Origin of the sequence: Enterobacter sp. ECC-019 (genome assembly GCF_043974075.1) — a bacterium.
Lineage (GTDB): Bacteria > Pseudomonadota > Gammaproteobacteria > Enterobacterales > Enterobacteriaceae > Enterobacter > Enterobacter asburiae_D.
In genome coordinates, this window is the sequence record NZ_CP143759.1 from 2,519,017 (window position 1) to 2,541,666 (window position 22,650).

Annotated in this window: 40 protein-coding genes; 29 read left to right on the forward strand and 11 right to left on the reverse strand. The window is 52.3% G+C overall.

Going from position 1 to position 22,650, the window contains the following annotated elements; translation table 11 throughout:
• Positions 1–35 precede the first annotated feature (35 nt).
• Together pepT and V1566_RS11840 are read left to right on the forward strand one after the other, a co-directional pair.
• Positions 36–1,259: a peptidase T gene (pepT, locus tag V1566_RS11835; RefSeq protein ID WP_395303401.1), complete on the forward strand. Its 1,224-nt coding sequence runs from the start codon at positions 36–38 to the stop codon at positions 1,257–1,259.
• Between the two features lie 94 nt (positions 1,260–1,353).
• Positions 1,354–1,845 (forward strand): REP-associated tyrosine transposase, encoded by a 492-nt coding sequence (locus V1566_RS11840; protein WP_395303402.1) that lies wholly within the window; start codon positions 1,354–1,356, stop codon positions 1,843–1,845.
• 92 nt (positions 1,846–1,937) lie between these two features.
• Here V1566_RS11840 and V1566_RS11845 read toward each other — a convergent pair whose 3' ends face one another.
• The 11 genes from V1566_RS11845 to V1566_RS11895 all read right to left on the reverse strand — a co-directional run bounded on the left by V1566_RS11845 (position 1,938) and on the right by V1566_RS11895 (position 11,286).
• Positions 1,938–3,059: a JmjC domain-containing protein gene (locus V1566_RS11845; RefSeq protein WP_395303403.1), complete on the reverse strand. Its 1,122-nt coding sequence runs from the start codon at positions 3,057–3,059 to the stop codon at positions 1,938–1,940.
• 92 nt (positions 3,060–3,151) lie between these two features.
• Complete coding sequence (gene phoQ, locus V1566_RS11850) at positions 3,152–4,615, reverse strand: two-component system sensor histidine kinase PhoQ (RefSeq protein WP_395303404.1); 1,464 nt, start codon at positions 4,613–4,615, stop codon at positions 3,152–3,154.
• Positions 4,616–5,287, reverse strand: a complete 672-nt coding sequence (phoP, locus tag V1566_RS11855; RefSeq protein ID WP_028019015.1) for a two-component system response regulator PhoP — start codon at positions 5,285–5,287, stop codon at positions 4,616–4,618.
• Positions 5,288–5,360: 73 nt separating this feature from the next.
• On the reverse strand, positions 5,361–6,647 hold the full coding sequence (locus V1566_RS11860) for an Arm DNA-binding domain-containing protein (RefSeq protein ID WP_395305982.1): 1,287 nt from the start codon (positions 6,645–6,647) through the stop codon (positions 5,361–5,363).
• On the reverse strand, positions 6,647–6,862 hold the full coding sequence (gene xisR / locus V1566_RS11865) for an excisionase family protein (protein ID WP_010429804.1): 216 nt from the start codon (positions 6,860–6,862) through the stop codon (positions 6,647–6,649). The genes V1566_RS11860 and xisR overlap by 1 nt, the downstream gene beginning before the upstream one ends.
• Before the next feature lie 61 nt (positions 6,863–6,923).
• On the reverse strand, positions 6,924–7,163 hold the full coding sequence (locus V1566_RS11870; protein WP_395303405.1) for a DUF4060 family protein: 240 nt from the start codon (positions 7,161–7,163) through the stop codon (positions 6,924–6,926).
• Entirely contained in the window at positions 7,150–7,443 is a 294-nt protein-coding gene (locus V1566_RS11875) for a hypothetical protein (protein ID WP_054829617.1), read from the reverse strand. The genes V1566_RS11870 and V1566_RS11875 overlap by 14 nt, the downstream gene beginning before the upstream one ends.
• Positions 7,440–9,350, reverse strand: a complete 1,911-nt coding sequence (locus tag V1566_RS11880; protein ID WP_395303406.1) for an exodeoxyribonuclease VIII — start codon at positions 9,348–9,350, stop codon at positions 7,440–7,442. The genes V1566_RS11875 and V1566_RS11880 overlap by 4 nt, the downstream gene beginning before the upstream one ends.
• A 222-nt stretch (positions 9,351–9,572) precedes the next feature.
• Positions 9,573–9,845 carry a hypothetical protein gene (locus V1566_RS11885; RefSeq protein WP_395303407.1) on the reverse strand — a complete coding sequence of 91 codons (273 nt, stop codon included), beginning with the start codon at positions 9,843–9,845 and terminating at the stop codon, positions 9,573–9,575.
• Positions 9,846–9,912: 67 nt separating this feature from the next.
• Positions 9,913–10,098: a hypothetical protein gene (locus tag V1566_RS11890; protein ID WP_126345250.1), complete on the reverse strand. Its 186-nt coding sequence runs from the start codon at positions 10,096–10,098 to the stop codon at positions 9,913–9,915.
• A 696-nt stretch (positions 10,099–10,794) separates the two neighbouring features.
• Positions 10,795–11,286, reverse strand: a complete 492-nt coding sequence (locus V1566_RS11895; protein WP_395303408.1) for a helix-turn-helix domain-containing protein — start codon at positions 11,284–11,286, stop codon at positions 10,795–10,797.
• Between the two features lie 72 nt (positions 11,287–11,358).
• On the opposite strand from V1566_RS11895, the gene V1566_RS11900 reads away from it, so the two are divergent.
• The 27 genes from V1566_RS11900 (at position 11,359) to V1566_RS12030 (ending at position 22,630) form a co-directional block, all read left to right on the forward strand.
• Positions 11,359–11,628, forward strand: a complete 270-nt coding sequence (locus tag V1566_RS11900) for a YdaS family helix-turn-helix protein (RefSeq protein ID WP_032663354.1) — start codon at positions 11,359–11,361, stop codon at positions 11,626–11,628.
• A complete protein-coding gene (locus V1566_RS11905; RefSeq protein ID WP_395303409.1) occupies positions 11,628–12,077 on the forward strand; it encodes a hypothetical protein in 450 nt (149 codons plus the stop codon). Before V1566_RS11900 ends, V1566_RS11905 begins: the two co-directional genes overlap by 1 nt.
• Before the next feature lie 16 nt (positions 12,078–12,093).
• Positions 12,094–12,351, forward strand: coding sequence for a DUF4222 domain-containing protein (locus V1566_RS11910; RefSeq protein WP_020884636.1), 258 nt, complete (start codon positions 12,094–12,096; stop codon positions 12,349–12,351).
• On the forward strand, positions 12,348–13,301 hold the full coding sequence (locus tag V1566_RS11915; protein WP_395303410.1) for a helix-turn-helix domain-containing protein: 954 nt from the start codon (positions 12,348–12,350) through the stop codon (positions 13,299–13,301). The genes V1566_RS11910 and V1566_RS11915 overlap by 4 nt, the downstream gene beginning before the upstream one ends.
• Before the next feature lie 29 nt (positions 13,302–13,330).
• Positions 13,331–13,987, forward strand: coding sequence for a DUF1627 domain-containing protein (locus V1566_RS11920; protein WP_395303411.1), 657 nt, complete (start codon positions 13,331–13,333; stop codon positions 13,985–13,987).
• A 200-nt stretch (positions 13,988–14,187) separates the two neighbouring features.
• Positions 14,188–14,448 carry a DUF977 family protein gene (locus tag V1566_RS11925; RefSeq protein ID WP_395303412.1) on the forward strand — a complete coding sequence of 87 codons (261 nt, stop codon included), beginning with the start codon at positions 14,188–14,190 and terminating at the stop codon, positions 14,446–14,448.
• Positions 14,445–14,912 carry a hypothetical protein gene (locus V1566_RS11930; protein WP_395303413.1) on the forward strand — a complete coding sequence of 156 codons (468 nt, stop codon included), beginning with the start codon at positions 14,445–14,447 and terminating at the stop codon, positions 14,910–14,912. Before V1566_RS11925 ends, V1566_RS11930 begins: the two co-directional genes overlap by 4 nt.
• Positions 14,909–15,151, forward strand: coding sequence for a hypothetical protein (locus V1566_RS11935; RefSeq protein WP_395303414.1), 243 nt, complete (start codon positions 14,909–14,911; stop codon positions 15,149–15,151). Before V1566_RS11930 ends, V1566_RS11935 begins: the two co-directional genes overlap by 4 nt.
• Positions 15,148–15,732, forward strand: a complete 585-nt coding sequence (locus V1566_RS11940) for a hypothetical protein (RefSeq protein WP_395303415.1) — start codon at positions 15,148–15,150, stop codon at positions 15,730–15,732. The genes V1566_RS11935 and V1566_RS11940 overlap by 4 nt, the downstream gene beginning before the upstream one ends.
• Entirely contained in the window at positions 15,729–16,457 is a 729-nt protein-coding gene (locus V1566_RS11945; protein ID WP_395303416.1) for a DUF551 domain-containing protein, read from the forward strand. Before V1566_RS11940 ends, V1566_RS11945 begins: the two co-directional genes overlap by 4 nt.
• Entirely contained in the window at positions 16,457–16,852 is a 396-nt protein-coding gene (locus V1566_RS11950) for a hypothetical protein (protein WP_395303417.1), read from the forward strand. Before V1566_RS11945 ends, V1566_RS11950 begins: the two co-directional genes overlap by 1 nt.
• 73 nt (positions 16,853–16,925) lie before the next feature.
• The gene (locus V1566_RS11955) at positions 16,926–17,192 is read left to right on the forward strand and encodes a hypothetical protein (protein ID WP_395303418.1); all 267 of its coding nucleotides are present in this window, start codon (positions 16,926–16,928) and stop codon (positions 17,190–17,192) included.
• Positions 17,180–17,359 carry a hypothetical protein gene (locus V1566_RS11960; protein ID WP_395303419.1) on the forward strand — a complete coding sequence of 60 codons (180 nt, stop codon included), beginning with the start codon at positions 17,180–17,182 and terminating at the stop codon, positions 17,357–17,359. Before V1566_RS11955 ends, V1566_RS11960 begins: the two co-directional genes overlap by 13 nt.
• Positions 17,352–17,690, forward strand: coding sequence for a hypothetical protein (locus V1566_RS11965; RefSeq protein ID WP_395305983.1), 339 nt, complete (start codon positions 17,352–17,354; stop codon positions 17,688–17,690). The genes V1566_RS11960 and V1566_RS11965 overlap by 8 nt, the downstream gene beginning before the upstream one ends.
• A 1-nt stretch (position 17,691) precedes the next feature.
• Positions 17,692–17,904 carry a hypothetical protein gene (locus tag V1566_RS11970; RefSeq protein ID WP_395303420.1) on the forward strand — a complete coding sequence of 71 codons (213 nt, stop codon included), beginning with the start codon at positions 17,692–17,694 and terminating at the stop codon, positions 17,902–17,904.
• Between the two features lie 77 nt (positions 17,905–17,981).
• Positions 17,982–18,305, forward strand: a complete 324-nt coding sequence (locus V1566_RS11975; protein WP_395303421.1) for a hypothetical protein — start codon at positions 17,982–17,984, stop codon at positions 18,303–18,305.
• 181 nt (positions 18,306–18,486) lie between these two features.
• Positions 18,487–18,654 carry a hypothetical protein gene (locus tag V1566_RS11980; RefSeq protein WP_395303422.1) on the forward strand — a complete coding sequence of 56 codons (168 nt, stop codon included), beginning with the start codon at positions 18,487–18,489 and terminating at the stop codon, positions 18,652–18,654.
• Between the two features lie 139 nt (positions 18,655–18,793).
• The gene (locus V1566_RS11985; protein WP_395303423.1) at positions 18,794–19,090 is read left to right on the forward strand and encodes a Ref family recombination enhancement nuclease; all 297 of its coding nucleotides are present in this window, start codon (positions 18,794–18,796) and stop codon (positions 19,088–19,090) included.
• Positions 19,083–19,439: a RusA family crossover junction endodeoxyribonuclease gene (locus V1566_RS11990; RefSeq protein ID WP_395303424.1), complete on the forward strand. Its 357-nt coding sequence runs from the start codon at positions 19,083–19,085 to the stop codon at positions 19,437–19,439. Before V1566_RS11985 ends, V1566_RS11990 begins: the two co-directional genes overlap by 8 nt.
• Positions 19,436–20,041, forward strand: a complete 606-nt coding sequence (locus V1566_RS11995) for a hypothetical protein (RefSeq protein ID WP_395303425.1) — start codon at positions 19,436–19,438, stop codon at positions 20,039–20,041. The genes V1566_RS11990 and V1566_RS11995 overlap by 4 nt, the downstream gene beginning before the upstream one ends.
• Positions 20,042–20,382: 341 nt before the next feature.
• The gene (locus tag V1566_RS12000) at positions 20,383–20,769 is read left to right on the forward strand and encodes a phage holin family protein (protein WP_048986177.1); all 387 of its coding nucleotides are present in this window, start codon (positions 20,383–20,385) and stop codon (positions 20,767–20,769) included.
• Positions 20,756–21,037: a phage holin family protein gene (locus V1566_RS12005; RefSeq protein WP_395303426.1), complete on the forward strand. Its 282-nt coding sequence runs from the start codon at positions 20,756–20,758 to the stop codon at positions 21,035–21,037. Before V1566_RS12000 ends, V1566_RS12005 begins: the two co-directional genes overlap by 14 nt.
• Entirely contained in the window at positions 21,037–21,666 is a 630-nt protein-coding gene (locus tag V1566_RS12010) for a glycoside hydrolase family 19 protein (RefSeq protein WP_395303427.1), read from the forward strand. Before V1566_RS12005 ends, V1566_RS12010 begins: the two co-directional genes overlap by 1 nt.
• A 7-nt stretch (positions 21,667–21,673) precedes the next feature.
• A complete protein-coding gene (locus V1566_RS12015; protein ID WP_395303428.1) occupies positions 21,674–21,949 on the forward strand; it encodes a hypothetical protein in 276 nt (91 codons plus the stop codon).
• Positions 21,900–22,091, forward strand: coding sequence for a hypothetical protein (locus tag V1566_RS12020; RefSeq protein ID WP_395303429.1), 192 nt, complete (start codon positions 21,900–21,902; stop codon positions 22,089–22,091). The genes V1566_RS12015 and V1566_RS12020 overlap by 50 nt, the downstream gene beginning before the upstream one ends.
• A complete protein-coding gene (locus V1566_RS12025; RefSeq protein ID WP_395303430.1) occupies positions 22,088–22,369 on the forward strand; it encodes a hypothetical protein in 282 nt (93 codons plus the stop codon). The genes V1566_RS12020 and V1566_RS12025 overlap by 4 nt, the downstream gene beginning before the upstream one ends.
• 57 nt (positions 22,370–22,426) lie before the next feature.
• Complete coding sequence (locus V1566_RS12030; protein ID WP_395303431.1) at positions 22,427–22,630, forward strand: hypothetical protein; 204 nt, start codon at positions 22,427–22,429, stop codon at positions 22,628–22,630.
• Positions 22,631–22,650 lie beyond the last annotated feature (20 nt).

Genomic DNA, 22,650 nt, shown 5'->3' on the forward strand with positions numbered 1-22,650 from the left:
TTGATAATGTTGTCACAAAAAGTGAGGGTGACTGCATGGATAAATTACTTGAGCGTTTTTTACAGTACGTTTCGCTGGATACCCAATCTAAGCCGGGTGTTCGCCAGGTGCCGAGCACCGAAGGCCAGTGGAAGTTATTAAACTTGCTTAAAGAGCAGCTTAACGCCATGGGGCTGGTCAACGTCACGTTAAGCGAGAAAGGCACTGTGATGGGAACGCTGCCGGCGAATGTCCCGGGTGATATTCCGGCGATTGGCTTTATCTCCCATGTCGACACCTCTCCGGATTTTAGCGGTAAACATGTGAACCCGCAGATTGTGGAAAACTACCGCGGCGGCGACATCGCGCTGGGCATTGGCGACGAAGTACTCTCGCCCGTGATGTTCCCGGTGCTGCACCAGCTGCTTGGCCAGACGCTGATCACCACCGACGGCAAAACGCTGCTGGGGGCGGATGACAAGGCGGGTATTGCGGAGATCATGACCGCGCTGGCGGTGCTGAAGGATAAAAACATCCCGCACGGGGATATCCGCGTGGCCTTTACGCCGGACGAAGAGGTCGGCAAGGGGGCGAAGCACTTCGACGTGGAGGCCTTTAACGCGCAGTGGGCCTATACTGTTGACGGCGGGGGCGTCGGTGAACTGGAGTATGAGAACTTCAATGCCGCGTCCGTCACGATCAAAATTGTCGGCAACAACGTTCACCCCGGTTCGGCGAAAGGCGTCATGGTGAACGCGCTGTCGCTGGCGTCACGAATTCATGCGGAAGTCCCGGCGGAAGAGAGTCCTGAACAGACCGAAGGGTATGAAGGATTCTATCACCTGACCAGCATCAAAGGTACCGTGGACAGCGCGCAGATGCACTACATCATCCGCGATTTCGATCGCAAAGCCTTTGAAGCGCGCAAGCGTAAGATGATGGAGATCGCCAGGAAGGTCGGTAAAGGATTACACCCTGACTGCTATATTGAGCTGATCATTGAAGACAGCTATTACAATATGCGCGAGAAGGTGATGGCGCATCCGCACATTCTCGATATCGCCCAGCAGGCGATGCGCGACTGCGATATTGAACCGCAGCTGAAGCCGATTCGCGGCGGCACCGACGGTTCTCAGCTGTCGTTTATGGGGCTGCCGTGCCCGAACCTGTTTACCGGTGGCTACAACTACCATGGTAAGCATGAGTTTGTGACGCTGGAAGGGATGGAAAAAGCGGTGAAGGTGATTGTGCGGATAGCTGAACTGACGGCAAAACGCTGAGAAAACGCCCGGTGGCGCTACGCTTACCGGGCCTACATTCGGATCGTAGGCCGGGTAAGCGTAGCGCCACCCGGCATTAAGGCAAGGAATGCCCATGTCAAACTACCGTCGCCACTACATCCCCGGCGGTACCTGGTTCTTCACCGTCAATCTGCAAAACCGCCAAAGCGATTTGCTTACACGCCATATCGACAGCCTGCGTGCTGCCACCTCTACGGTTAAACGCGCGAAGCCCTTTACCATAAACGCCTGGGTTATCCTTCCCGAACATATGCACTGTATCTGGACCTTACCGGAAGGCGACAGCGACTTTTCGGCCCGCTGGCGGGATATTAAAAAAACGTTTAGCCGCAACATCGACATGCGCCACATATGGCAGCCACGTTTCTGGGAGCACACCGTCCGTAACGAAGAGGACTACCGGCGGCATATGGATTATGTCTACATCAATCCGCTGAAGCATGGCTATGTCAGTAAAGTCAGCGACTGGCCGTTTTCAACGTTTCATCGGGACGTACGTGAAGGGTTGTATCCGGTGGATTGGGCGGGAGAGATCGAGGATTTTGCAGCGGGGGAGCGGAGATAAAAACGCCCGGTGGCGCTACGCTTACCGGGCCTACAGGATCGCACTTTTGTAGGCCGGGTAAGGCGAAGCCGCCACCCGGCAAATATCACGACTCAGTCCTCAAAGAACCAGTACCCGCTGTTGACCAGCGCGGCCAGCATCGCGAGGAAGGACGGGTCTTCCAGCGCATCGCCAAAGGTGTCGGCAGTCAACACCAGATGGCTGGCAATGGCTTCGAGCGCCGGACGGTGCGGAGAGTCCAGCTTTTCGCCGTTGACGAACACTTCCTCACCAATGCGCAGCACGCGCAATCCGCCCAGACGCGTCAGCTTGTCGCCCTGCTGAAGGGCATCATAAATCTCATCAGCCTGATACGGCGGCTCCGGCGGCGCAACGTCCAGCTCGTGACGAGACTGGCTGATAAACTCACCAAACCACTGTTTGAAGTGCTCTGGCTCGTTAATCATATCCAGCATCATGCCGCGCAGCTTATCGAGTTCCTCTGGCAGAATATCCGCCGGATGCTCGCGTGCAGGCACATCAGGATCGCTGTAACGATAGCTGCCCAGCTCGCGTTGCAGAACATAGTCGGCAAATCCGCTGATCATCTCGCGGCCGCTTGGCGCGCGGAACCCCACGGAGTAGTTGAGTGAGTTTTCCAGGGAGTAGCCCTCGTGAGGGAATCCCGGCGGAATGTAGAGAATATCACCCGGCTCCAGCTCTTCGTCGATAATCCCTTCAAACGGGTCAACCTGGAGCAGGTCCGGATGCGGGCAGTGCTGTTTCATTGGCACTTTTTCGCCCACGCGCCAGCGGCGGCGGCCCGTACCCTGAATGATAAACACGTCGTACTGGTCCAGGTGCGGACCCACGCCGCCGCCAGGTACGGAGAAGGAGATCATCAGATCGTCCATGCGCCAGTCGGGCAGGGCGCGGAACGGACGCATTAAGGCGGCAGTTGGCTCGTGCCAGTGGTTGACCGCCTGCACCAGCAGCGACCAGTTGTTTTCACCGAGGTGATCGTAGCTTTCGAAAGGACCGTGGCTAACCTGCCATTTCCCGTCCTGGTGGCTGACCAGACGGCTGTCGACTTCGTTTTCCATGGCCAGACCGGCCAGTTCGTCAGGCGAGATGGGGTCGACAAAATTGCTGAACCCGCGCTTCAGAACCACCGGGCGTTTTTGCCAGTAACGTTCAATAAACTCGGGCCAGTTAAGTGTTAAGTGATAATCCATAATTTTTTTATTCCGCAGGCTCTTACTGACTCGGATTATAACGGAAGCTCAGCCCCCCGGCTGCGAGATCCTCGCATTTTTCACATAACGGGTTAACTATCGTTCGATGTGGGCTGCTGGCGACCAAAAATGACCTCCATTCTGGCGCCGCCCAGCAGGCTTTCGCTGGTTTCGATTTTTCCGTCGTACTGATCGACAATCTCGCGCGCGACGGCTAATCCTACGCCCTGGCCTGGACGTAGCGTATCGGCGCGCTGGCCGCGATCGAACACTACGTCACGCTTATTGCGCGGGATCCCCGGGCCATCATCCTCAACGATAATATGCAGCTCGGTTTCCGTCTGGCGCGCAGACACTTCCACGAACTCCAGGCAGTATTTGCAGGCGTTATCCAGCAGGTTACCCATCACTTCCATGAAGTCATTTTTTTCACCCACAAAGCTTATCTCTGGCGAGATATCGAGGCTGATGTTCACCCCTTTACGCTGATACACCTTGTTGAGGGCGGACGTGAGGTTATCCAGAAGCGGGGCGACCGGGTGCAGCTCGCGGCTCAGCAGGGCGCTGCCGGAACGCATGCTGGCGCGATGCAGGTAATAGCCAATTTGCTGTGAAATACGGCTGATCTGTTCCAGCATCACCGGCTCGGCATCGTCGACGCTCAGCTTCGAACTGCGCATGGAACGCAGGGTACTTTGCATCACGGCCAGCGGGGTTTTCAGGCTGTGGGTAAGGTCGGTAAGGGTGGTACGGTATTTATCGTAGCGTTCGCGTTCGCTTTTCAGCAGGCGATTGAGGTTACGCACCAGGCTGGTGAGCTCACGGGTCGTTTCCGGGTTCAGCTTCTCGCGATGATGTTCTTCCAGCTCGCGTACCTCGCGGGCCAGAGATTCAATTGGCCGCAGGCTCCACCAGGCCGCTACCCAAAGCAGCGGGATCACCAGCAGCAGATTGGCGGCAAGAACATACACGAACCAGCTCCAGACCTTATAAGAGCGTTTTAGCTCAACCGGAATGGTGTCGATCACCACAATGGTTAGCTGCGGCATGTTCATTGTCGCAGGGTAAATATTGATCGCCACGGAGTGCGTCATCTCCGTCTCGGCATCATCAGCGCGAATTTCATTGAGCTTCTGCTGCATAGAGCGATCTTCGCGGATCAGCGTGCTGGTGGTATTGAGATCGGCTTCAATCTCATGAAACCCGTTAGTTTTAAGCCACTCCGGACGAATGCTTTTGACCAGCCAGGGAATGTCGCGCTGCGCCCACAGTAACTTTCCCTTTTCGTTATAAATCAGGGCTAGAGTAGGGCTCTGCTTATTCAGGTTTTCCGGCATTTCGACGGTGATTCGGTTGTTTTCCCACTTCGCCAGGGTATAAAAAAGATTGCTTTCGCCGCGCAACAGCCGAAAGGTGGTTTTATCAAAGCTGACGCTGTAGCCCACCAGGGCGACCATGCCGTAGGAGAGCGACAGCACCAGCACGACGGCGGCTGTTGCCAGCAGGAAACGAACCCGCAGCGAGAGGGGCAGAATGTGGCGTAAAATCCGTTTCATTTAGCGTAATTCGAACAGGTAGCCCTGGCCACGGACGGTGGTAATCACATCCTGCGGATACTGTGCCTGAATTTTCTTACGCAAACGTCCCATCAGCACGTCAATGGTATGGCTCTCGCGCAGTTCAGCATCAGGGTAAAGCTGGAGCATTAAGGAATCTTTGCTCACCACTTTGCCATTGTTACGGATCAGCGTTTCCATGATGGTGTATTCGAAGGCGGTGAGCTTAATCACTTCATCATTGATCGCTAATTCCCGGCGGGAGAGATCGACCTGGAAAGGCGGGATGGAAATAACCTGTGAAGCCAGCCCGCTGTTGCGGCGTAACAGCGCCTGCATGCGCGCCGCCACCTCTTCAATATGAAACGGCTTGGTGACGTAATCATCCGCACCCGCACTGAGCACTTCAACCTTATCCTGCCAGCCTTCACGGGCGGTCAGAACCAGAACCGGCAAGGAGACATCATGGCTGCGCCAGCGACGAATTAACGACAGACCGTCTTCGTCAGGCAACCCTAAATCGACAATGGCGATATCCGGCAGGTGTTCATTGAGATAATAATCGGCTTCTTTTGCATCTTCAGCATCGTCCACCTGATGTCCCATCTCCTGAAGCTGAACCTTCAGGTGATGACGTAGCAATGCGTTATCCTCAACAACCAGTACGCGCATCATCTCTTCTCCCTAAATAATTGGTATGAATAGTTTAACGCTGATTATGGAGTTTGAAACCAGCGTCATGAAATTAAATGACTTTTTTAATACTCCCAATGCCTTGGGGGCGTCCTGGGGGCACGGCTGTCGGCATCTGGCTGTTCAGCATGTTGACCTGGTCCTGGTTCATATCGCCGATCCACTTCGAATAAACCTCATACACCATACGCGCATCCTCATGGCCCATCTGGCTGGCGATAAAGGAAGGGTTAGCACCGGCCATAAGTGTCCAGCATGCGTATGTGTGTCGGGACTGATAAGGATTTCTCTCACGTATTCCCGAAAGTTTAGTGCCCCGTTTCCATCCATACGAAATCGAGTTTTTGGAAAAAAAGCTCTCATTCACTGAAGATTTCTTTTCAGGGGAAAACACAAACCGCAGATTTTGTGGCTCTGTTTTGCCGATTTCCCGGTGATGGAAAATGATCTGCTGCCTTGGGTTATTGCCTGTGATTTCGAACTGCTCCAGCAGCGCATCATGTGCAGGCTTAAGCAGGGTGATCGTTCGTATACCAGCATCTGTTTTAGGCGGCACAAACACCCGCTTGTTCGTCAGGCTTCTTGATACGTGAATCTCACCTTTTCTCAGATCGATATCCTCCCACGCCAGAGCACAAATCTCGCCGGGCCTCATTCCCGTGTGGACGGCTACAATGATGATCAAAGCCAGTTTTCGGGGAAGGGCGGCAGTCAGTGCCTGGTACTCATGAAGTAGAAGCGGATCGGGGTCTGCCTTAGATAGCTTGAGCCGGGATACGCCTTCATAAGGAGCGTGTAATATAAACTGACTTCGATTCGCAAGCTTCAGCATTTCTGATAAAACCGCCATCTGTTTATTGACTGTTGAGGGCGCGCGTCCCTTTCTAACCAGGTTAGGCATTGAAGGGTTTAATACGCTGCCGGTCAGCAGCTCTTTGCGGTAATTCAGGATGTCGGCGTGCTGAATATCAGCCAGGGGAGTATTTTCTCCCACAACACGTTTCAGTGTGTTAACTGCAGATGTGAGTGAATGCAGCGTAGCCCCTGACACCTCCAGTGCCTTTGTATCAATGAAAAAATCGCTCAGTTCTTTAAATGTCGTGATCCGCTTTGTTGATGAGAATTTTTTAAGAGCCTTTGATTCAGGGAATCTCGCCGCGTAGTCGAACTGGCCGAACTGGATCTCACTCACGATGACGGCGCGAAGGTTTCCCGCCTTCTTAATGTTGCTGCTGTTAACCACCCAGCCACGGAGAACTTCGCGGCAGCGAATGCCGCGATAGGTAAACGTGATCCTGATTTTTCCGTTATGAAGTTCAACGCCGGTTGGAAAGTTCATCATGCTTCCTGAATAAATCTATTAATCAGCGGAAAGTTGTACCAGACCAAAGCGCGTTTACTTTCTCCACCGGGTACCGCGGGTACTCGCTTAAAATGAACCCCTTCAATCCAGCATCCGAGGCGATAAGCTTTTATTTGCCTGTCATCCAGCCCCGTTTTTTCAGTTAGCTTTCCCGCCACCATCCACTCTTCATCGAAAATGATTTGCGCCATGCTTAACTCCATGACGCCGCCACGATACCGCAGCGGCAGATAGTATATTGATTGTCAAAAATCACCGACCAAGACCAGGGAGGCACTTAAGATGCCTGGCACCGATCATTGCCGTGGCTACGTAACTACGGGGGCGATTAACAATCTCAACCGTAATTTTTCTACTTTGGAACTTGATGGTGTAAAAAGTCTGCTTGTCGCTGCGCCCATGCTCGCCAAATTTATCAACATGACATTTAAGCGCGGCGGCACATGCTGGCCCGCCGACGCTGTCTTTCGCACTACGATTAATCAGACGCATTGATAAAATTCCTGACCAGCGCTGATTCCATCCTTCTGATGCAGTCACGTATTCTCGTCATCTGGACTTCCGGGAACTGGCTTCGGCCCATTTCATCCAGCACGCTGACAAGATGGTGATCTTGTGCCTTAGCGGCCAGAACGCGAGCGCATGCACGTAGCGATTCACCAATCCGGCGTTTTTCTATGGCTGCAAACGCGCGGCACAGCTCCAGAGTTACCAGCGTGTCCGGGAATTCCGCATACCTGGTATTGGCGATGACTTCCTTTGCTTTACTCACTCTGCAACCTCCTGCTGGCTGACAACGCTGCGGGCAAGTCCGGCGGCCATAGCCGGTAATTCATCATACTGATTGCAATATGCCGGGTTGGAACATAAGCCCTGCAGTGCGGCAATGGTCAGCTGTTGCAGGTAGGTAACGGATGAAAGCGGCGGTTTTTTTTCAGCTGCCGGCTCGGGCTCGGCATCCGGCTTTGCAGTAACAGATGGCGGATCGAGCACGACAGGTTTTGGTGGTTCCGGGCGGCGGTATTCCACGATCGCATCAAGCGCTATTTTCTTGCGTTCACTGTGATCATCAGACCATTGATCAAGGATGCAGGCTGCCACCATTTGAATCTCATCAATTTCAAAATCGGGAGAGAGACAAAATTCAGTATCAGCAATATCTGTGATCATTAAATCTATGAGGTGCGCGACCGGATGCCCTGTACGCAATACATCACTTTCGGATTCCTCAAGAGACAGTTCCCGAGTGCGACCCGACATAAGATCGTTAAGGGCGTAGGCAATTTCTATTTCCCGCCCGCTCATTTCCGGACGATTTTCCGTTTTTTCGACCTCATTTGAGGGGAAATTATTAATAAGTGCATCAACAGAGAAGACTCCGCCGCCCAGGTTCTCCACCCGTGGTTGGTCACTCGCTTGCTCTTCTGGTGCTGAGCTCTGAGCGAATGCCTCATTGAGTTCTTTGTCGAGCTGCGCAGCTTTGGCAGGGCAAACTGCTGGTGGCTGAGTTTCGCCAGGTAGAGGCGGTTTGGTTTCATCATGGGAAGCATTCTCTTTGATGGCTTGTGGCATTGGTGAAGAGGACCGGCCGCAGGCAATATCGACGATCAGCGGGTCAGGGTTCGCATGATCTGATTCGGTCATGACGCGATTGAAGTATTCACGATGCTTAACATGGTCTTTCCAGATTCCTTCCGGGGCGGTTTTAACCACGGCGATATTGATGGCCATGGAAAAATCCAGGCCGCCAGGGGTGGTGATGAAAATTCGGTACCAGGCGTCAAATTCTTCATTGGTACCAGAAAGGCGTATTCTTTCAGCTTCCTGGAATATTTCAGGCTGTGAGTTGTAGATATTGAACTCGCGTTTGCGCGCCAGTATGCCTTTTGCGATCTCATTACCCAGAGATTCTTTGCCGTGCTTATAATGGCGGTCTGTAGGCGTGCCAGTGCATAGGCGTGCGCCTGAGTCAGTGCGAAAAACACTCACTTCTTCATTAGCAGCACTGGTGGCCTGTGGGCGCTTATCTAAAGGAGTATCAATCCATTTAGCGATCTGCTTTTTGATATCCGGCCACTGTGCTGAATCTTTTGTGTTTTCACGTACCCAGGCGATCAACTGCTCCTGCCGTTCCGGCGACAGTGCCAGAGCGCGGGTTTCTTTCGCCAGTGCTTCTGCCAGTCCGCGGGTGAAGCTGGTGGCGTCGTCGTTTATCAGGTCGACAATCTGCCCATATTGCGCCGCTGTGATTTCAGATACCGGTCCGAACAGCGCAAGACAAGCTGCGCGGGATAACTGATCGAGGCGTGCAACTGTTTTCAATTCTTCCTTGGCCTTGTTGTCGTCCCATTCCGTCTTTTCCTCAGGTTCAGGCTGTGGTGCCGCAGCTGGTTCACCTGCATTCACATTCCAGATAGCCACTGTGTCGAAAAAATCAGGTGAGAACACATCAAGCTCAGGGCAGGGTAAATCCTCACGGTGCTCCCAGATTTTCACCTTAAAATAATCATCAATATGTTCAGGGTGTTCATATGCCAGCTTGCCGAAAATAACAGCTTCAGCAATGGCTTTTGTGGCCGAGTTTACTGCTGTAGCAAGCGGTTTTAAGTCCGGGTATTTTTTCAATGCTTTATCTTTTGGGAAATAAGCTCCGCCAAAAACTTTTAACTCAACAGACATAATGATCTCGCTTAATATTTGAAAAATGATGTTGAATGATATGGTTTGCGGATGCCGCGTTTAACCTTTCTTAAAGCGTCACGCTTTTCTCTTTTTTCATTGCATTGCTCACATAAATAAATCATGCGCTTAAAGGGGTATATATCTGATTTCCTTTCGTGCATTTCCGATTTTTTATATTCGTGGCAGCAAACAGCGCAATGACAAATGATGTCATCCATATCAGTTAAGTTGTTGGCGTTTGTGATCGTAATAAGACATGCCACAAGCGTTCTGCGCTTCTGCGAAATTCACAGACAGCAAGCTAATGCGCTTAACAGCGCAAACCGGGCAATGAAACTCACCGAGCACGTAGCCACCGTCAAGCACGACTGTTACAGGGCCTGATGATGGCAAATGGACTACGCCTGAAATGGCACCGTTAATATTAAAGGTAGCAATATCTTTATTTACGATAACGAGATTTAGTTCAACGGTTGTAACGCTTACTTTCATTTTAAACTCCATAGTTCAGGGTGTGAAAATCCCTGCCGTTTAAGGCATAGGTCTTAAATTGGTAAAATTAAATTACTTTTAAACTATTTCGCCATTCCTGATGAGGTTGGCGATGTACAACGAAATTTCTGTATTTCCGTAATACTTTCCAGGCGGCATGGCATCCTGCAACATCACGAAGAAATACTGAAGTGACGAGCTTTCCCTGTGCCCAGGCAATTTGTTGTTCCGGTGTTAATTGTGTCTTATCCATATATGAACACTCCACTATGAAACCAGCTTTAAAAATGGTTGTATATGCATGGACCACGGGAAACGCATATACCACCAAAACTACACGCAGCCTCATGTTGCGATTGCCCACAACTGGAAGCGCATTCCGCCAGTTAACAAACCGATCCCCATCAGTGAAAAGAGGAATGCGCTTACATGTTGTGGACGATTCATCTGCCCTGGTCCGGCGGCGCCACCTCGCCAGGGCAGATGTAAAGGGCAGTTACGCTGCCATGCGGCTTATTGGTCTGTGCAGGTATTTCAAGTCCTGCATCGCGGGGTTTGCTCTCCGCCCCAGGTTCTCCCCGCTATGCTTTAGCGCGCAACCTGAGAAAACCGCCTTCAAGTCTTTCGGCTTTCGCCATATTCAAGAAACTGCCTGGACGAACTCGGAAAAGCTCAGTGCTTCTTCACCTTCCGCCAGACTGTTGAAATACTCTTCGTATGCTTTTTCCATCTCGAACCCCTGTTTGCTGCTTTGCTTGGCTAATCACCCTTATCGCCGGGTAGGCGGAACGTTTACCTGTCGCACCTGTTGTGCTTCGATGAGTAGAGAATACAACATAAAGTAGATGTGTCAACACTAAAAGTAGAAATCAAGGAGGTTATTGCTACTTGTGGTAGTGGGTGATGGCGTAAAAAAACCCGGCATGTGCCGGGTTCTTAAGGAATTATATTATTTTTGGGGGGTGTTTGCGTACTTCAGGAAGAAATCATAAAGCTGTTTATACCGCATTTCGAAAGCCAGTAGCATGTTTTTGGCTTCGACACTAGGGAACTGACGAAACACCCTAACCAATCGCTTTTCGTCTTCGCTTAATTCTCTGAATTCCGCATCACTGTCTGCATTTGGTTCTGATGCATGGAAGCCAGAAAACTCAGTCTCTGGGAGCATACCTGTCGCGCTCTCGCCCTCGCCGTAGTCAAGCCAGGCCGCTTGGACGTTCAGCCAGTCAGCTATCTTTTGCAATTTCTCATCGCGTGGCTTTGCCGTGCCCAGCGTATAACGACGAGCCATTTCGTATGTGACATCGCAAGCCAGGCTTAAATCCTTTACAGAACGGCGCTGTCTGCGCATTTCTTCGGTCAGCCGGTTTGCGAAATCTTGATGTTTATTCGCTTTTTCTACCATAGGTAGAAGAGTAAGGCACGGCGCGTTTATAGTCATTTCTATTTTTCGTAGTTGTATTTTCTACTTTATGTAGTATATTGCAGTCATCGACTCATTCTGGAGAACACGATGACTACTTCATACAAGAACATTACTGAAAAGGCAGTGAGGTCGATTGGCTCTGTTTCGGCCGTCGCCCGGAAATTCAACTTTAAGTCCTCACAGTCAGTTGCCAACTGGATTATCCGAAACCGAGTTCCAAGTGAGCGAGTTATAAAGCTCTGTGAATTTGGCGGCTGGACTGTAACCCCGCACGAGTTACGTCCTGATTTGCATCCAACCCCTACCAGTGGAATTCCTGTTCAGGATATCCCACGCGCGCAGAAGGAGTCTGACTGATGGAAATCAAAAAGCTGGCATGCGAGCTGGAGTCCTGGGCACAGGAAAAGGGCTGGAAGACGGTCACGCAGCTGATAACTCCGCATCATTTCGGTGATTTGCTGCTGACTCTCAATGACGTAACCGACCCTGACGAGTATGCGCGCCGGTTGCACAACAACAAGCAGGTTATTCAGCGCGCCTTCAGAAACGATACGCCAAATTATCTCAAGCAGGCAGAGGCGCTGAGCTATGCGGTGCGCGCCGCGATTGATAACGAGCTGGAGCAGAAGGACTGCATGCTCTACCGGGCCGCCAGGGTTAACAAAGAGTGTATTGAAGCCACCAACGCGGTATTCACCGGCAAACCGAAACCGGTAATCAGGCGAGAAACTCTGGAAGCGATAGACGCGCTGGCGCAGCTGGTGGGCGTAAAGGTTCAAATCATGACCAGCCATCGGGCTGCATAACGTTCTGGAGGCAACTATGCGTACTTCTCAGGAATTAGCGAGCGCACTGGCAGAGCGCATGAAAAACGCGATGAATAACCGACCCGCTCAGGAGCCAGTGGATCGCCGCGGTGAAATCATTCCAGGGAAGCGGTACCGCGACGAACGCGGGCGCATGGTGACAGTTTTACGTGCATCCCAGCTCCGCGTGTCATATCGCCGGGAGGGGCACACAGGCGTCAGTGAAACAGGGCGCCGAGAGTTTGAAATTAAGTTCACTGAGGTGAAGTCGTGAGCGTGAAATTATCTTCCTGGGTGTGGGACGGTTGTGCCGCACAGGGTGTCAAGGGCATAAAACTGCTGGTTATGGCTCGCCTGGCTGATTTTAGCTCGGATGAGGGTGTGTGCTGGCCGTCGGTTGCCACCATCGCCCGCCAGCTTGGGGCCGGGCGCAGCACTGTGATAACAGCGATAACCCAGCTCGAGGCAGACGGATGGTTAACCCGTACTGAACGTCGAAACGGCCAGCGAAGCGGCACAAATTTATACACGCTGAATGCTGAAAAGTTACGCACGGCGGCAGCATATTTTCAGGGTACAGATTCTGAACGTTCAAAATCTGGACACCCATTAAACAAAGGGTTAGCAAATCCTGATGATTCAGATTCTGAACATTCAGGTTCTGAACGTTCAAATCCCGAATGTTCAGAAAACGCGAATAAACAGGGTTCTCAGGGTTCAGAATCTGGACACGATCCGTCAGTAACTACAGATCCATCATTAAAACAGATCTCTTCGTCCGGAAATTCTGGCGAATCTCCAGACGGCGAAGATTCAACCAAAAAAATATCGGCCACGAAAAAATGGGGCACACCAGAAGATCATCAATGCGCAAGCTGGATATTTTCCAAGATCCGCTCCCTGTACGAAAAAGCCGCCGAAACCGATGGTGAAGTTGCCCTCCCAAGAGAACCAAACTGGAACGCATGGGCAAACGAGATCCGGCTGATGCGCACTGTTGACGGGCGCACACACCGCCAGATTTGCGACATGTTCAAGCGAGTCCAGGGCGACCCGTTCTGGTGCCGAAACGTGCTAAGCCCGGCGAAGTTGCGTGAAAAATGGGATGACCTGGTACTGAAACTGGCACCTGTCGCTCACAGCGGAGTGATGCGCAGTTCTTTTGACGATGAATATTACAAAAACGACATTGAGGCCGCAGCAAAAGCGGGCTTCAGGGTCTGATCTAACTGAATTTTATCAGGAGAATATTTATGGAAACCGTACTTGATGCACTGAAAGCAATGAAAAAAGCGACATATCGCGAGGTTGCTGCCCGTCTGGATATCGAGCCCGTTGAAGCGCTGAACATGCTGCGGGAGCAGAAAGAACAGGGGTTATGTGATTTTTACGATGGCGGCTGGGAGCTGACCGGCGACGATCCCGTGAAACCGGCAGCGGCACCAGCACATAAGGCTCCGCGCCTGAAAGGTGATGAACCAGCACCGGTTGATGCTGTGGCCATCCGCCAGCTGCTTGGCAAGAACGGAGCGATGACCACCGCAGCTCTGGCTGCAGCTGTAGAGCGTAATGCCCGCGGTATGGTCTCTGTAATGCTGTCTTTTGAGCACCAGGGCGTGGTTATCAAAAATGGGAAGGGGAAGGGCGTGACATGGTCTCTGCCTGGAACCGGTGAGGCCGCAGGTGTTACAGCCGAAGCTGCACAGCCAGAAAAAACAACGGCAGAAATTATTGAGACCATCCCGGCATTCGCTTCCCGCCCCGATGATCTGATTATTCCGTCATCCCGTTATATCTCAGGTGAAATCCGCCGGACAAAAGCGAAGCTGGCAAACCTGCAGCGTCTTCAGGGCGCCGTTCGGGAGCTGCGCCGCCATAAGCACCTCCTGGCAGGAATGAGCGATGAGTAGTTTACCTAAGTGTCCGAAATGCGGCATGCCGCCGTCAGTGAGGGTCCGCAGCCGGGGAATGAACTGGGGTTCGGCAGAGGTCCGCTGTTCGAACGGTTGCCCTGGCATCCGCGCGGGATTTTCGTTCCCGCCTAATGGTGAGGCAGCGGCCCGTCAGTTGCTTCAGGAAAAATGGAAAGAGCTGGTGGGAGGGCTTAACGATGCCACGACCAAAAACTCATGAAGAGCGCACTGTGATGATTAACCGGATTATCGAACTGGTGAAAGAGCAGGGCCGCATCACGACAAAGGATGTCGTCGCGATGTTTAACCTTCACCGAACCACAGCGGAGAAATACATCCGGATCGCCGAGCAACGTGGAGAGTTTATCCGCTACGGTCGCTGCGGTATTTTTCGCGACGATCGCGCAATCATCGATTTTGACCTGAAGCGATTTTCGCACAGTAAGGCGGCAGTATGATCACCGAGAAAGACAACGTTTTTTATTGTGACTGCGGGTTTTCTTTCCAGAGAGGTCGCAGCGGCTCGCATGACTGTGCTGATGGTCTGCGCATTAAATTGGCCGAGTCAGAAGCCAGATGCGCGGCGCTGGCTGCGGCGAATGCGGGGCTGAAGGCTGCCATCAAAGAGATCGTCGATAGTGCAGAAGAGGCGGAGTATGACGGTTATTTCTCTTTCGTTGTAAATCCTGACGCCATACATGCTGGAGCGGATTTGATTGAATCTGAAACCCCAGCCACCGACGCAATCCTGGAAGAAGTGCGGGCCAGTGCTGTAGATAGCCTGGTAGACATCAAGACTAAGCAGTTGGCAGATATGCATCCAGATACTCATGCGTTCGGCGCTACCGCTATGTCTATCCGCAGCCAGATTAACGAATTGCAGATGTTCGCAGCAAACCTTCGCAAAGGAGCGCAGTCATGAGCAATGAATACCTGATTTATGAAAACCGTATCGGCAGCAAACTTTACCTGACTGAATTGGAAGATGAAAACAACCCTCTTAGCGGAATTGGATTCCAGAGCAGTAGCGATGGAACAGTGCCGTTAGCAGCAGGAAGCTGCCCAACCAGGGAAGATGCCGTGAAAGTTATTGCCTATCTGCGAGAGGCGATTGGCGATGGTTCTGAGGATTACCAGATTGAAGAGAGGGCCGCCCAATGAGCAACATCGACAAACAGGCTCTGACAGACGAGGCGATCAGCAAGGCTTTTGCTGGTACAAATTTTGGCAGAGATGACTTTAAAAACATTCTGGCCGAAACGGTTATTGATGCCGCTGCGGGTTGGCGTTGCGGCTACACAGCAACAACTATCTGTACTCAGCTTGGGCTTTTGACACCGAAGGGTTGCGCGTCCGCGCTTGGGTTGAGGTTTATCAGTGAGCACGTTCAGCGAGAAACAAAGCGCCTGAAGGATGAGCTGGAAGCCAAAGACAGGAGGCTTGAGGAAGAGATTGGCCGAGCTAACCGCGAGCACCACCGTGGTTTCATGATGGCGTGCGGACATCTTAAAGAGCATTCAAACGTTCATTATGCCGATGCTGCCGAGATGGAGATAGCAGCCCACCGCAAGCGCATCAATGAACTGGAGGCGCGTGAGGTGAAATTGCCTGAGCGTTACGAGGTAGACATGTGTCCTACCCCTTCCCCGGATGGTGAGTGGTATTCGCGCGAAGACGTATTGTCAGCCTTGGTATCCGCTGGCCTGAAGGTCGCCGCAGCCGGTAAAGGAGAGGTATCATGAGCACTATTACCAGAGAGCAATTACGCGAACGTGCGCGCGAAAAGGTTAAGAGTCTGGAGTTTGCAGTAACACAAACAGCTTTCGCTGATTCACGCGCAGAGCTTGAAGAAGAACTGGAGCTGGCGCGTATCGCGCTGGCATCGCTCGAAGCGGGGGCTGTGTGCGTCATCGACCAGTCCAATCTTGATTATCTAAAATCTGGCTCTGATGCCGATGTATGGCCAGCATCCAGAACGGAGATGGGTGATGTGCTTCTGTATCGCACCGCCCCTCCAGCGCCTGCATCTGTTCCTGAATGGACAAACAAGCAGTGTCTGGAGTTCCTGTCGATCGCTTTCCGGCATGCAGAAATTAACGGCGACCTTCAGCTGGACGATATCCGCCTGGGTGTGAAGATGATTAATGGTAGCCGCGCCGCCATGCTTCAGGGTGCAGAAAACTCCGAGTCGCGCTGCACCATCCAGACCGCGCCAATACTGGATTCTTTGCCAAAAAATGCCGAGTCGCGCTGCAGCAACTCTCCGGTGATTCCGGATGGTTGGGTGGCTTGCAGTGAGAGGATGCCGGAAGGAATGACGGATGTGCATATCTCCAATGGTCAAGATGTAGGTCAGGGATGGTGGGATGGAGATACCTGGCAAACACAACACGATTACTATTCTGTTCCTGGAGATGTCACCCATTGGATGCCACTGCCAGCAGCACCGCAGCAGGAGGTGAAGTGATGGATGACTCAGCCGACAATGTAGTGCAGCTTGTGCAGCCAAAGTCAGAAGAAGAAAAGCTTCTTAACGTTGCCATAACCGACAGGAAAAGCGCTGGACAGAAATACTGCAAGCACAATCAGACTCAGATATCTGAAGCTAACCGCACGCTCATTTGCCTTCAGTGTGGTTCTATGCTTGACCCGTTCGAGGTGATTTTGGATAGAGCCAGAAACGGTGAAAATATTGTGTTTGAGATTAAGTCTCTGTATGCGAAACGGGATGAACTGCGCGAGTCTGTAGCCAACCTGGAACGCGAAGAGAAGAATGCTAAGGCACGCTTACGCTCCGTCAAGACTTCTATCCTGTTCGCAGAGAACGACCTGAAAGATACCGAGCAGGGAGTGAAACGGTGATGCCTAACCCATTCGATTTCGTGATGTTCGTGCTGCTGGCCATCAGCGCACTTCAGGGTATGGGGTGGCTGCCATGGTGAGCAAACTCAAACAGCGGCGCATACGCCGCCTTAAAGCGGACGTGGCATGGTGGCGCGAGGAGGCAGAGGATTGCCGCTCACGCCTACTGGAGCTGGCCGGAGAAGTCGACAGTCTCAAGAAACTTGTCATTCGCGTGCCGATGCCGGTGGTGGTTCCGGCTCAATCTGCGGCATTCATCGGAATTGACCTTGCTGGTGGCGCGGACCAAACAGCGGTAATCGAAATAGAAAACGGGGAGGTTCGGAAATGGTCACGGTAACACAGGAATCGCTGGCCGAAAAGATTAAGCGGCTTGAGTCGCGCAGCAGTGCTGAATACGCATTAGGGTTAACCCTGAACGAGGAATATCAACTCGCAGCGTATCGCATGCTTCTCAAGTATCTGGCAGGTCATGCTGACGAGAACAGGGAGAATGGCAATGGCTAAAACCGCAGCAGAACGCAAAGCAGCACAGCGAGCACGCCAGGCGGAAGCAGGAGAGCGCAAGCTGGAGCTGGTGCTCGATGAGCAGGAAATGGAGATGCTGGCGCGGAACTGCGCCGGACGGCGACCCGGTCGAGAGCCATACGAACTTAGCGAGTACATTGCGCTACTGATCCGCCAGGATGATGCCCGGGTTCGAGGGCGAATCAAGGCCATCAGCGTAAACAGGTGCGGCAGGTGCGGTGACAAATTGCCAGTGGCTGACTGCTGCCTTAAGGAGGAGGGATCCTGCTGGGCAAGACTGGGCTGGCACGAAACGAAGCTGGAGGTGTAGCGTGGCAGGCTCAATCACTCTTGAACAAAGCGTCACAATGCCTGATGGGAAAGTATGGAAAATTTTCGACGTAGGGTTTACTGATGCTGATGGTATTAAATTTTCATTCTACATCTACGCATTAAGCCGTGAGCACGCGTCATATGTTGTTGAAGACATTAAGCGGACTGCGCTGCTTGAGCCTGGTGACATAGTTGATATCGGTAGTCTATGACATGTCACGGCCTATTGACTAAATCCTCACATGATTATACTGTTTAAATGTACAGTATTTTTATGTGAGGTTCCATCATGGGCTTTCCATCTCCGGCAGCAGACTACGCAGAGCAGACGCTCACTATCACCAGCCTTTGCGGCTATGACGGCAATTGCCGAACTATCGAAACATCAGCCGGATACGCGTTCATAAACGTTGCCAGAAAGCCGGAAGTGGGTGACACAGTCCTGGTTTCGTTCTGCGGCAGTCTGGACTTTGCAAAAGTCCAGGGAAAGGCTCTGATTACTCAGGATGGAGAGGCTATTGAGGGCGATGCGCTGGATGATGCAACCGTAATGGGAGTGGTAACGCACCTCCTGAATCGTGTGACAGATACTGACAACAGGCCGGTAATATAAGCGCCATGATTCCTGTGCAATAAGAGCCGATCGGTTATACAGATCAATTATTGTTAATTGATCTATCTAACCTATTAGACGTTCGATGGAAGGGCTGCTTAAGTTACGTTCAGCGCGCAGGGAGAAAAAGGGACGGCCCCGATTTATCGGGGGATAGCTGATTTGAATAGGATTTTTCGTTATGAATGAGCAAGAATTAATCGCTGCCGTTCGCCCAGTTGGACGCTATGAAGTGGTGAGCCATGAGGATGGCTCCTTTGTTGTGATTCCAGTGCCTGCTGAAGCAATGCTGATTACCCGGGAAGCACTGAGACAATGCCTTGAGCGCTTCCGCAACCCTGATAACTGATTTATAATAATCAAGCTGGCCTGAACAACCAGCGCCTGTCGCACCATCACCGGAGAAAAGTGATGGCGCAAAGAACTACCCTGATTTACTCACACCGCCCGTTTACGCGCGGTGTTTCTGCTTATGCTGGTGGTCCAGCATGAAAAAAGCAGATAGCCTCCATCTTTCACGCGTGGCCGCACTGGGCTGTATCGCGTGCAGAAACCAGAACCTGGGCGAAACGCCTGCGGAAATCCACCACATCCGAACCGGGCAGGGCACAAGCCAGCGCGCTGACCATCGAAAATCAATTCCTCTGTGCCATATGCATCATCGCAACGGCGGTTACGGTGTGGCGATTCATGCTGGCCGCCGCACCTGGGAAATGAAGCACGGCACAGAAGCTGAGCTGCTGGTGCAGGTGCTCTATCTGCTGGGCGAGGGCGCCCATGCCTAAATACATGATTACCCCTGTCGGAAAACCCCGCATGACCCGCCGAGATAAATGGAAACAGCGACCACCGGTGATGCGGTATCGCATGTTCTGCGATGAAGCCCGCCTTCATGGAATCCAGGTACCGGAGAACGGCGCCCATATCACCTTTGTTTTGCCGATGCCGCAGAGCTGGAGCAAGAAAAAGCGCGCAGCTATGGACGGCCAGCCCCACCAGCAAAAGCCCGATCTGGACAACTTAACAAAATCTCTGTTGGACGCCTTGTTTGAGGATGATTCCCATATTTGGGACGCCCGGACATCAAAACTATGGGGCGAAACCGGAATGATAATTATCGAGGACATGAAATGACGCCACGCCAGAAACGCCAGTATCTTGAAGGGCTGGGAAAAACCGCAATGGCGCCACGCAAGAGCTGGCTCGGGAAAAGCATTCTCCTGACTGATATCCAGTCCGGGTGGATTAAATCGCTGCTAACTGTATGGGGGGAATCTGTACGCGGCGGAACGGCACCGGCCAAACCGTGCGGCCATTCGTGCTGGAGCGTGATCAGCGGAAAAAACTGGTCTGATAAAGCGCTCGAGCGATTTACGGCGGCATTGAACCAGGCGAGAGAAGAGGGATTCCGTGGTGAGCAGGCAATGAGGCGCGCGCGCTCGATACTCTGGCCTGAGCCGCCGTCAAGTGTCATTGACGCTGCGATGAGCAGTGATGACGCAAAATTTATTGAGGATGTGGTGCTGCAGGCATTCGATTTGAAGGATCCCGTTTACATCGTTGGGTGCCAGTATTACACCACGCGCAAAAAGATAGCGGATATCACCAGAGATCTGCAGGGCCTGGCCCCGTGGCTAACCGACTCGGAGGCCAGAAAGCGTGTGCGCTGGTGCCTGGAAATATTCAGGGCGAAGGTATTTCTGTCAGCGAGGAAGAGCCTGAAAGAAAATTCATGATCAAACGTTAATTAGCAAAAAGTGCTATTTATTCGAAATGATATTGAAAACGGGCCAGAAAATCAGATAATCCATTCATGCTTGGCAGAGCTGCGCCACGATGGCAGCGATGTAAAGCGACAATTTGAAAAAACTTTAAACCCCGCCTGCCGGGGTTTTTTGTTATCCGGCGATACGACAGGGGTATTCGCGATGGTGCATTGCACCAGTACCCCTGTCATATCGCCGATCTCACCTGATTTATTCAATCAAAACATCTTCTTTGAGGGCTGCCATCCGGCGGCCTTTTTTATTTCCCCTCAATTTTTCTGAGAGGATTCACAGCAATAAGAGGGGGACCGATGTCCGATCCAATTTCCGGCACAGGCTTAGCCGGTGGTGCTCTGACGGGCGCCAGTATCTATGGCCTGCTTACAGGTACCGATTATGGCGTGGTGTTTGGTGCATTTGCAGGGGCCGTGTTCTATATCGCGACAGCTGCTGATCTGAGTGCGACCCGCCGACTGGCATATTTTGTTGTGTCGTACATTGCCGGGATCTTATGTTCCGGTTTGGTAGGCTCAAAGCTCTCTGCCTGGACTGGATATAGTGATAAACCGCTGGATGCCATCGGTGCCGTAATTATTTCTGCATTAGCCGTCAAAATCCTGACGTTCCTGAATAACCAGGATATCGGCTCGCTGGTGGCGCTGATAACGCGCCGGGGAGGTTCAGGTGGTACTAAATGACCCAACTGCAACATTAAACGCACTGCTCTGTGCTGGGGTGGTGGTTACCCTGATGTTTTATCGTCGAGGTGATTCCCGGCACCGTCCTTGGGTTTCGCGTTTAGCCTGGCTGATTACTGTCACGTACAGCGCTGTGCCCCTGGCCTACCTGTGCGGTATTTATCCTCATTCTTCCTGGGCCTCAATCGGGGCCAATATCATCTTTCTTTCCGTGCTGGTAGCCGTTAAAGGCAACGTTGCGCGCCTGGTTGATCATCTGAGGCACTAATGTTCCAAACACAATTTCAAAAGGCGGCAGGTATCAGCGCCGGGATGGCCATGCGCTGGTTTCACTGCATCGATGCTGCAATGAAGGAATTCGGCATAACCGCGCCGCTCGATCAGGCCATGTTCATCGCACAGATGGGGCACGAGTCCGGCGGGTTCTCCCGGCTGGTGGAAAACCTTAACTATGCGGTGGAAAACCTGGTCCCCACGTTCGGCAGCCACCGCATTACCCACCAGCAGGCCGCCGCACTCGGCAGAACGGCAACGCAACCGGCAAATCAGAAAGCGATAGCTAATCTGGTTTACGGCGGTGAGTGGGGCAAAAAGAACCTAGGCAACCAGGTTGCTGGTGATGGCTGGAAATATCGCGGCCGCGGCCTGAAGCAAATCACCGGGCTTAGCAACTATCGCAACTGTGGGCAGGCGCTCAAACTGGATCTGGTTTCTTATCCCGAACTGCTGGAACGAGACGAATACGCTGCGCGCTCCGCTGCATGGTTCTACGTCTCTCACGGATGCCAGCTCCATTCCGGCGACGTGGAGCGCGTCACGCTGCTTATCAATGGCGGCCGTAACGGTCTGGATAACCGCAGTGCGCTGTTTAACCTGGCAAAGTCAGTTCTGGTGTGAGGTAAATATGGGGTTTGAAACTTTAATTGGTATTGCTGCAGCAGTAATTGCCGCCATCGCTGGCGCTTTCGGCCTGGGCCATCTTCGCGGTACAAGCAAAGCAGAAGCAAAAGCAGATCAGCAGCGCACTGAAGATAACGCAGCGGTAACGGTCGCCGTAGCAGAACGCCGGGTAGAGACAACGAAAGAGGCCAGCAATGTACAGCAGACTGTTAACCATATGCCTGATGACGATGTTGATCGCGAGCTGCGTGAAAACTTCACCCGCCCCGGTGGTGGTTGATACGGGCTGTCTGTGGACTCGGATTATCTACGTGACAAACCATGATATTGACGTCCTGGATAAGCAGACGAAGCGCGACATCCTGGCGCATAACAAAGCGTGGCAGGCGAACTGCCAGAAACCAACTGAGAAAAAACTATGAGCGAAGCTAAACCGCAGGACGGTACCACCGTTAAAGGCTATCGAACCTTAACGCCTGGTGATATTGAGCGCATGAATCGCCTGAAGGGTGTCAGCCGACACTTCTGTAATTTACTTGATACAGAACGTGAGCATGTCAACGATGAGTTATCTGCTACCGGCAACCACTCAGCTGAAGCACACGAAGCTTCCCGCTGTCTCTCCATTGCGCGCACCAAAATGCAAGAAGCCTGCATGTGGGCCTGTCGTGCTGTAGCACGTCCAGATGCCGACTGTTAGCCATTACAAAGCTCACCTGCTGGTGGGCTTGATAATGATCTACAGGAGCATAACGAAATGGCAATCACACTTCAGGATTCAGTAGAGGTTGAAGGGCGGGAATGGAAACTGCAAAAAATTGACTTCACCCTGGATGACAAAACATTCAGCGCTTACTTCTACGCACTCAGTCGTGAGCATGCTTCGTACATGTTTGAAGCTATGAAAGAAAATGGCCGGCTGGGGGATGAGATGATTGCCACGGGGAAGTTTGACACGTAGCGGGCATTACAGCAGGCATT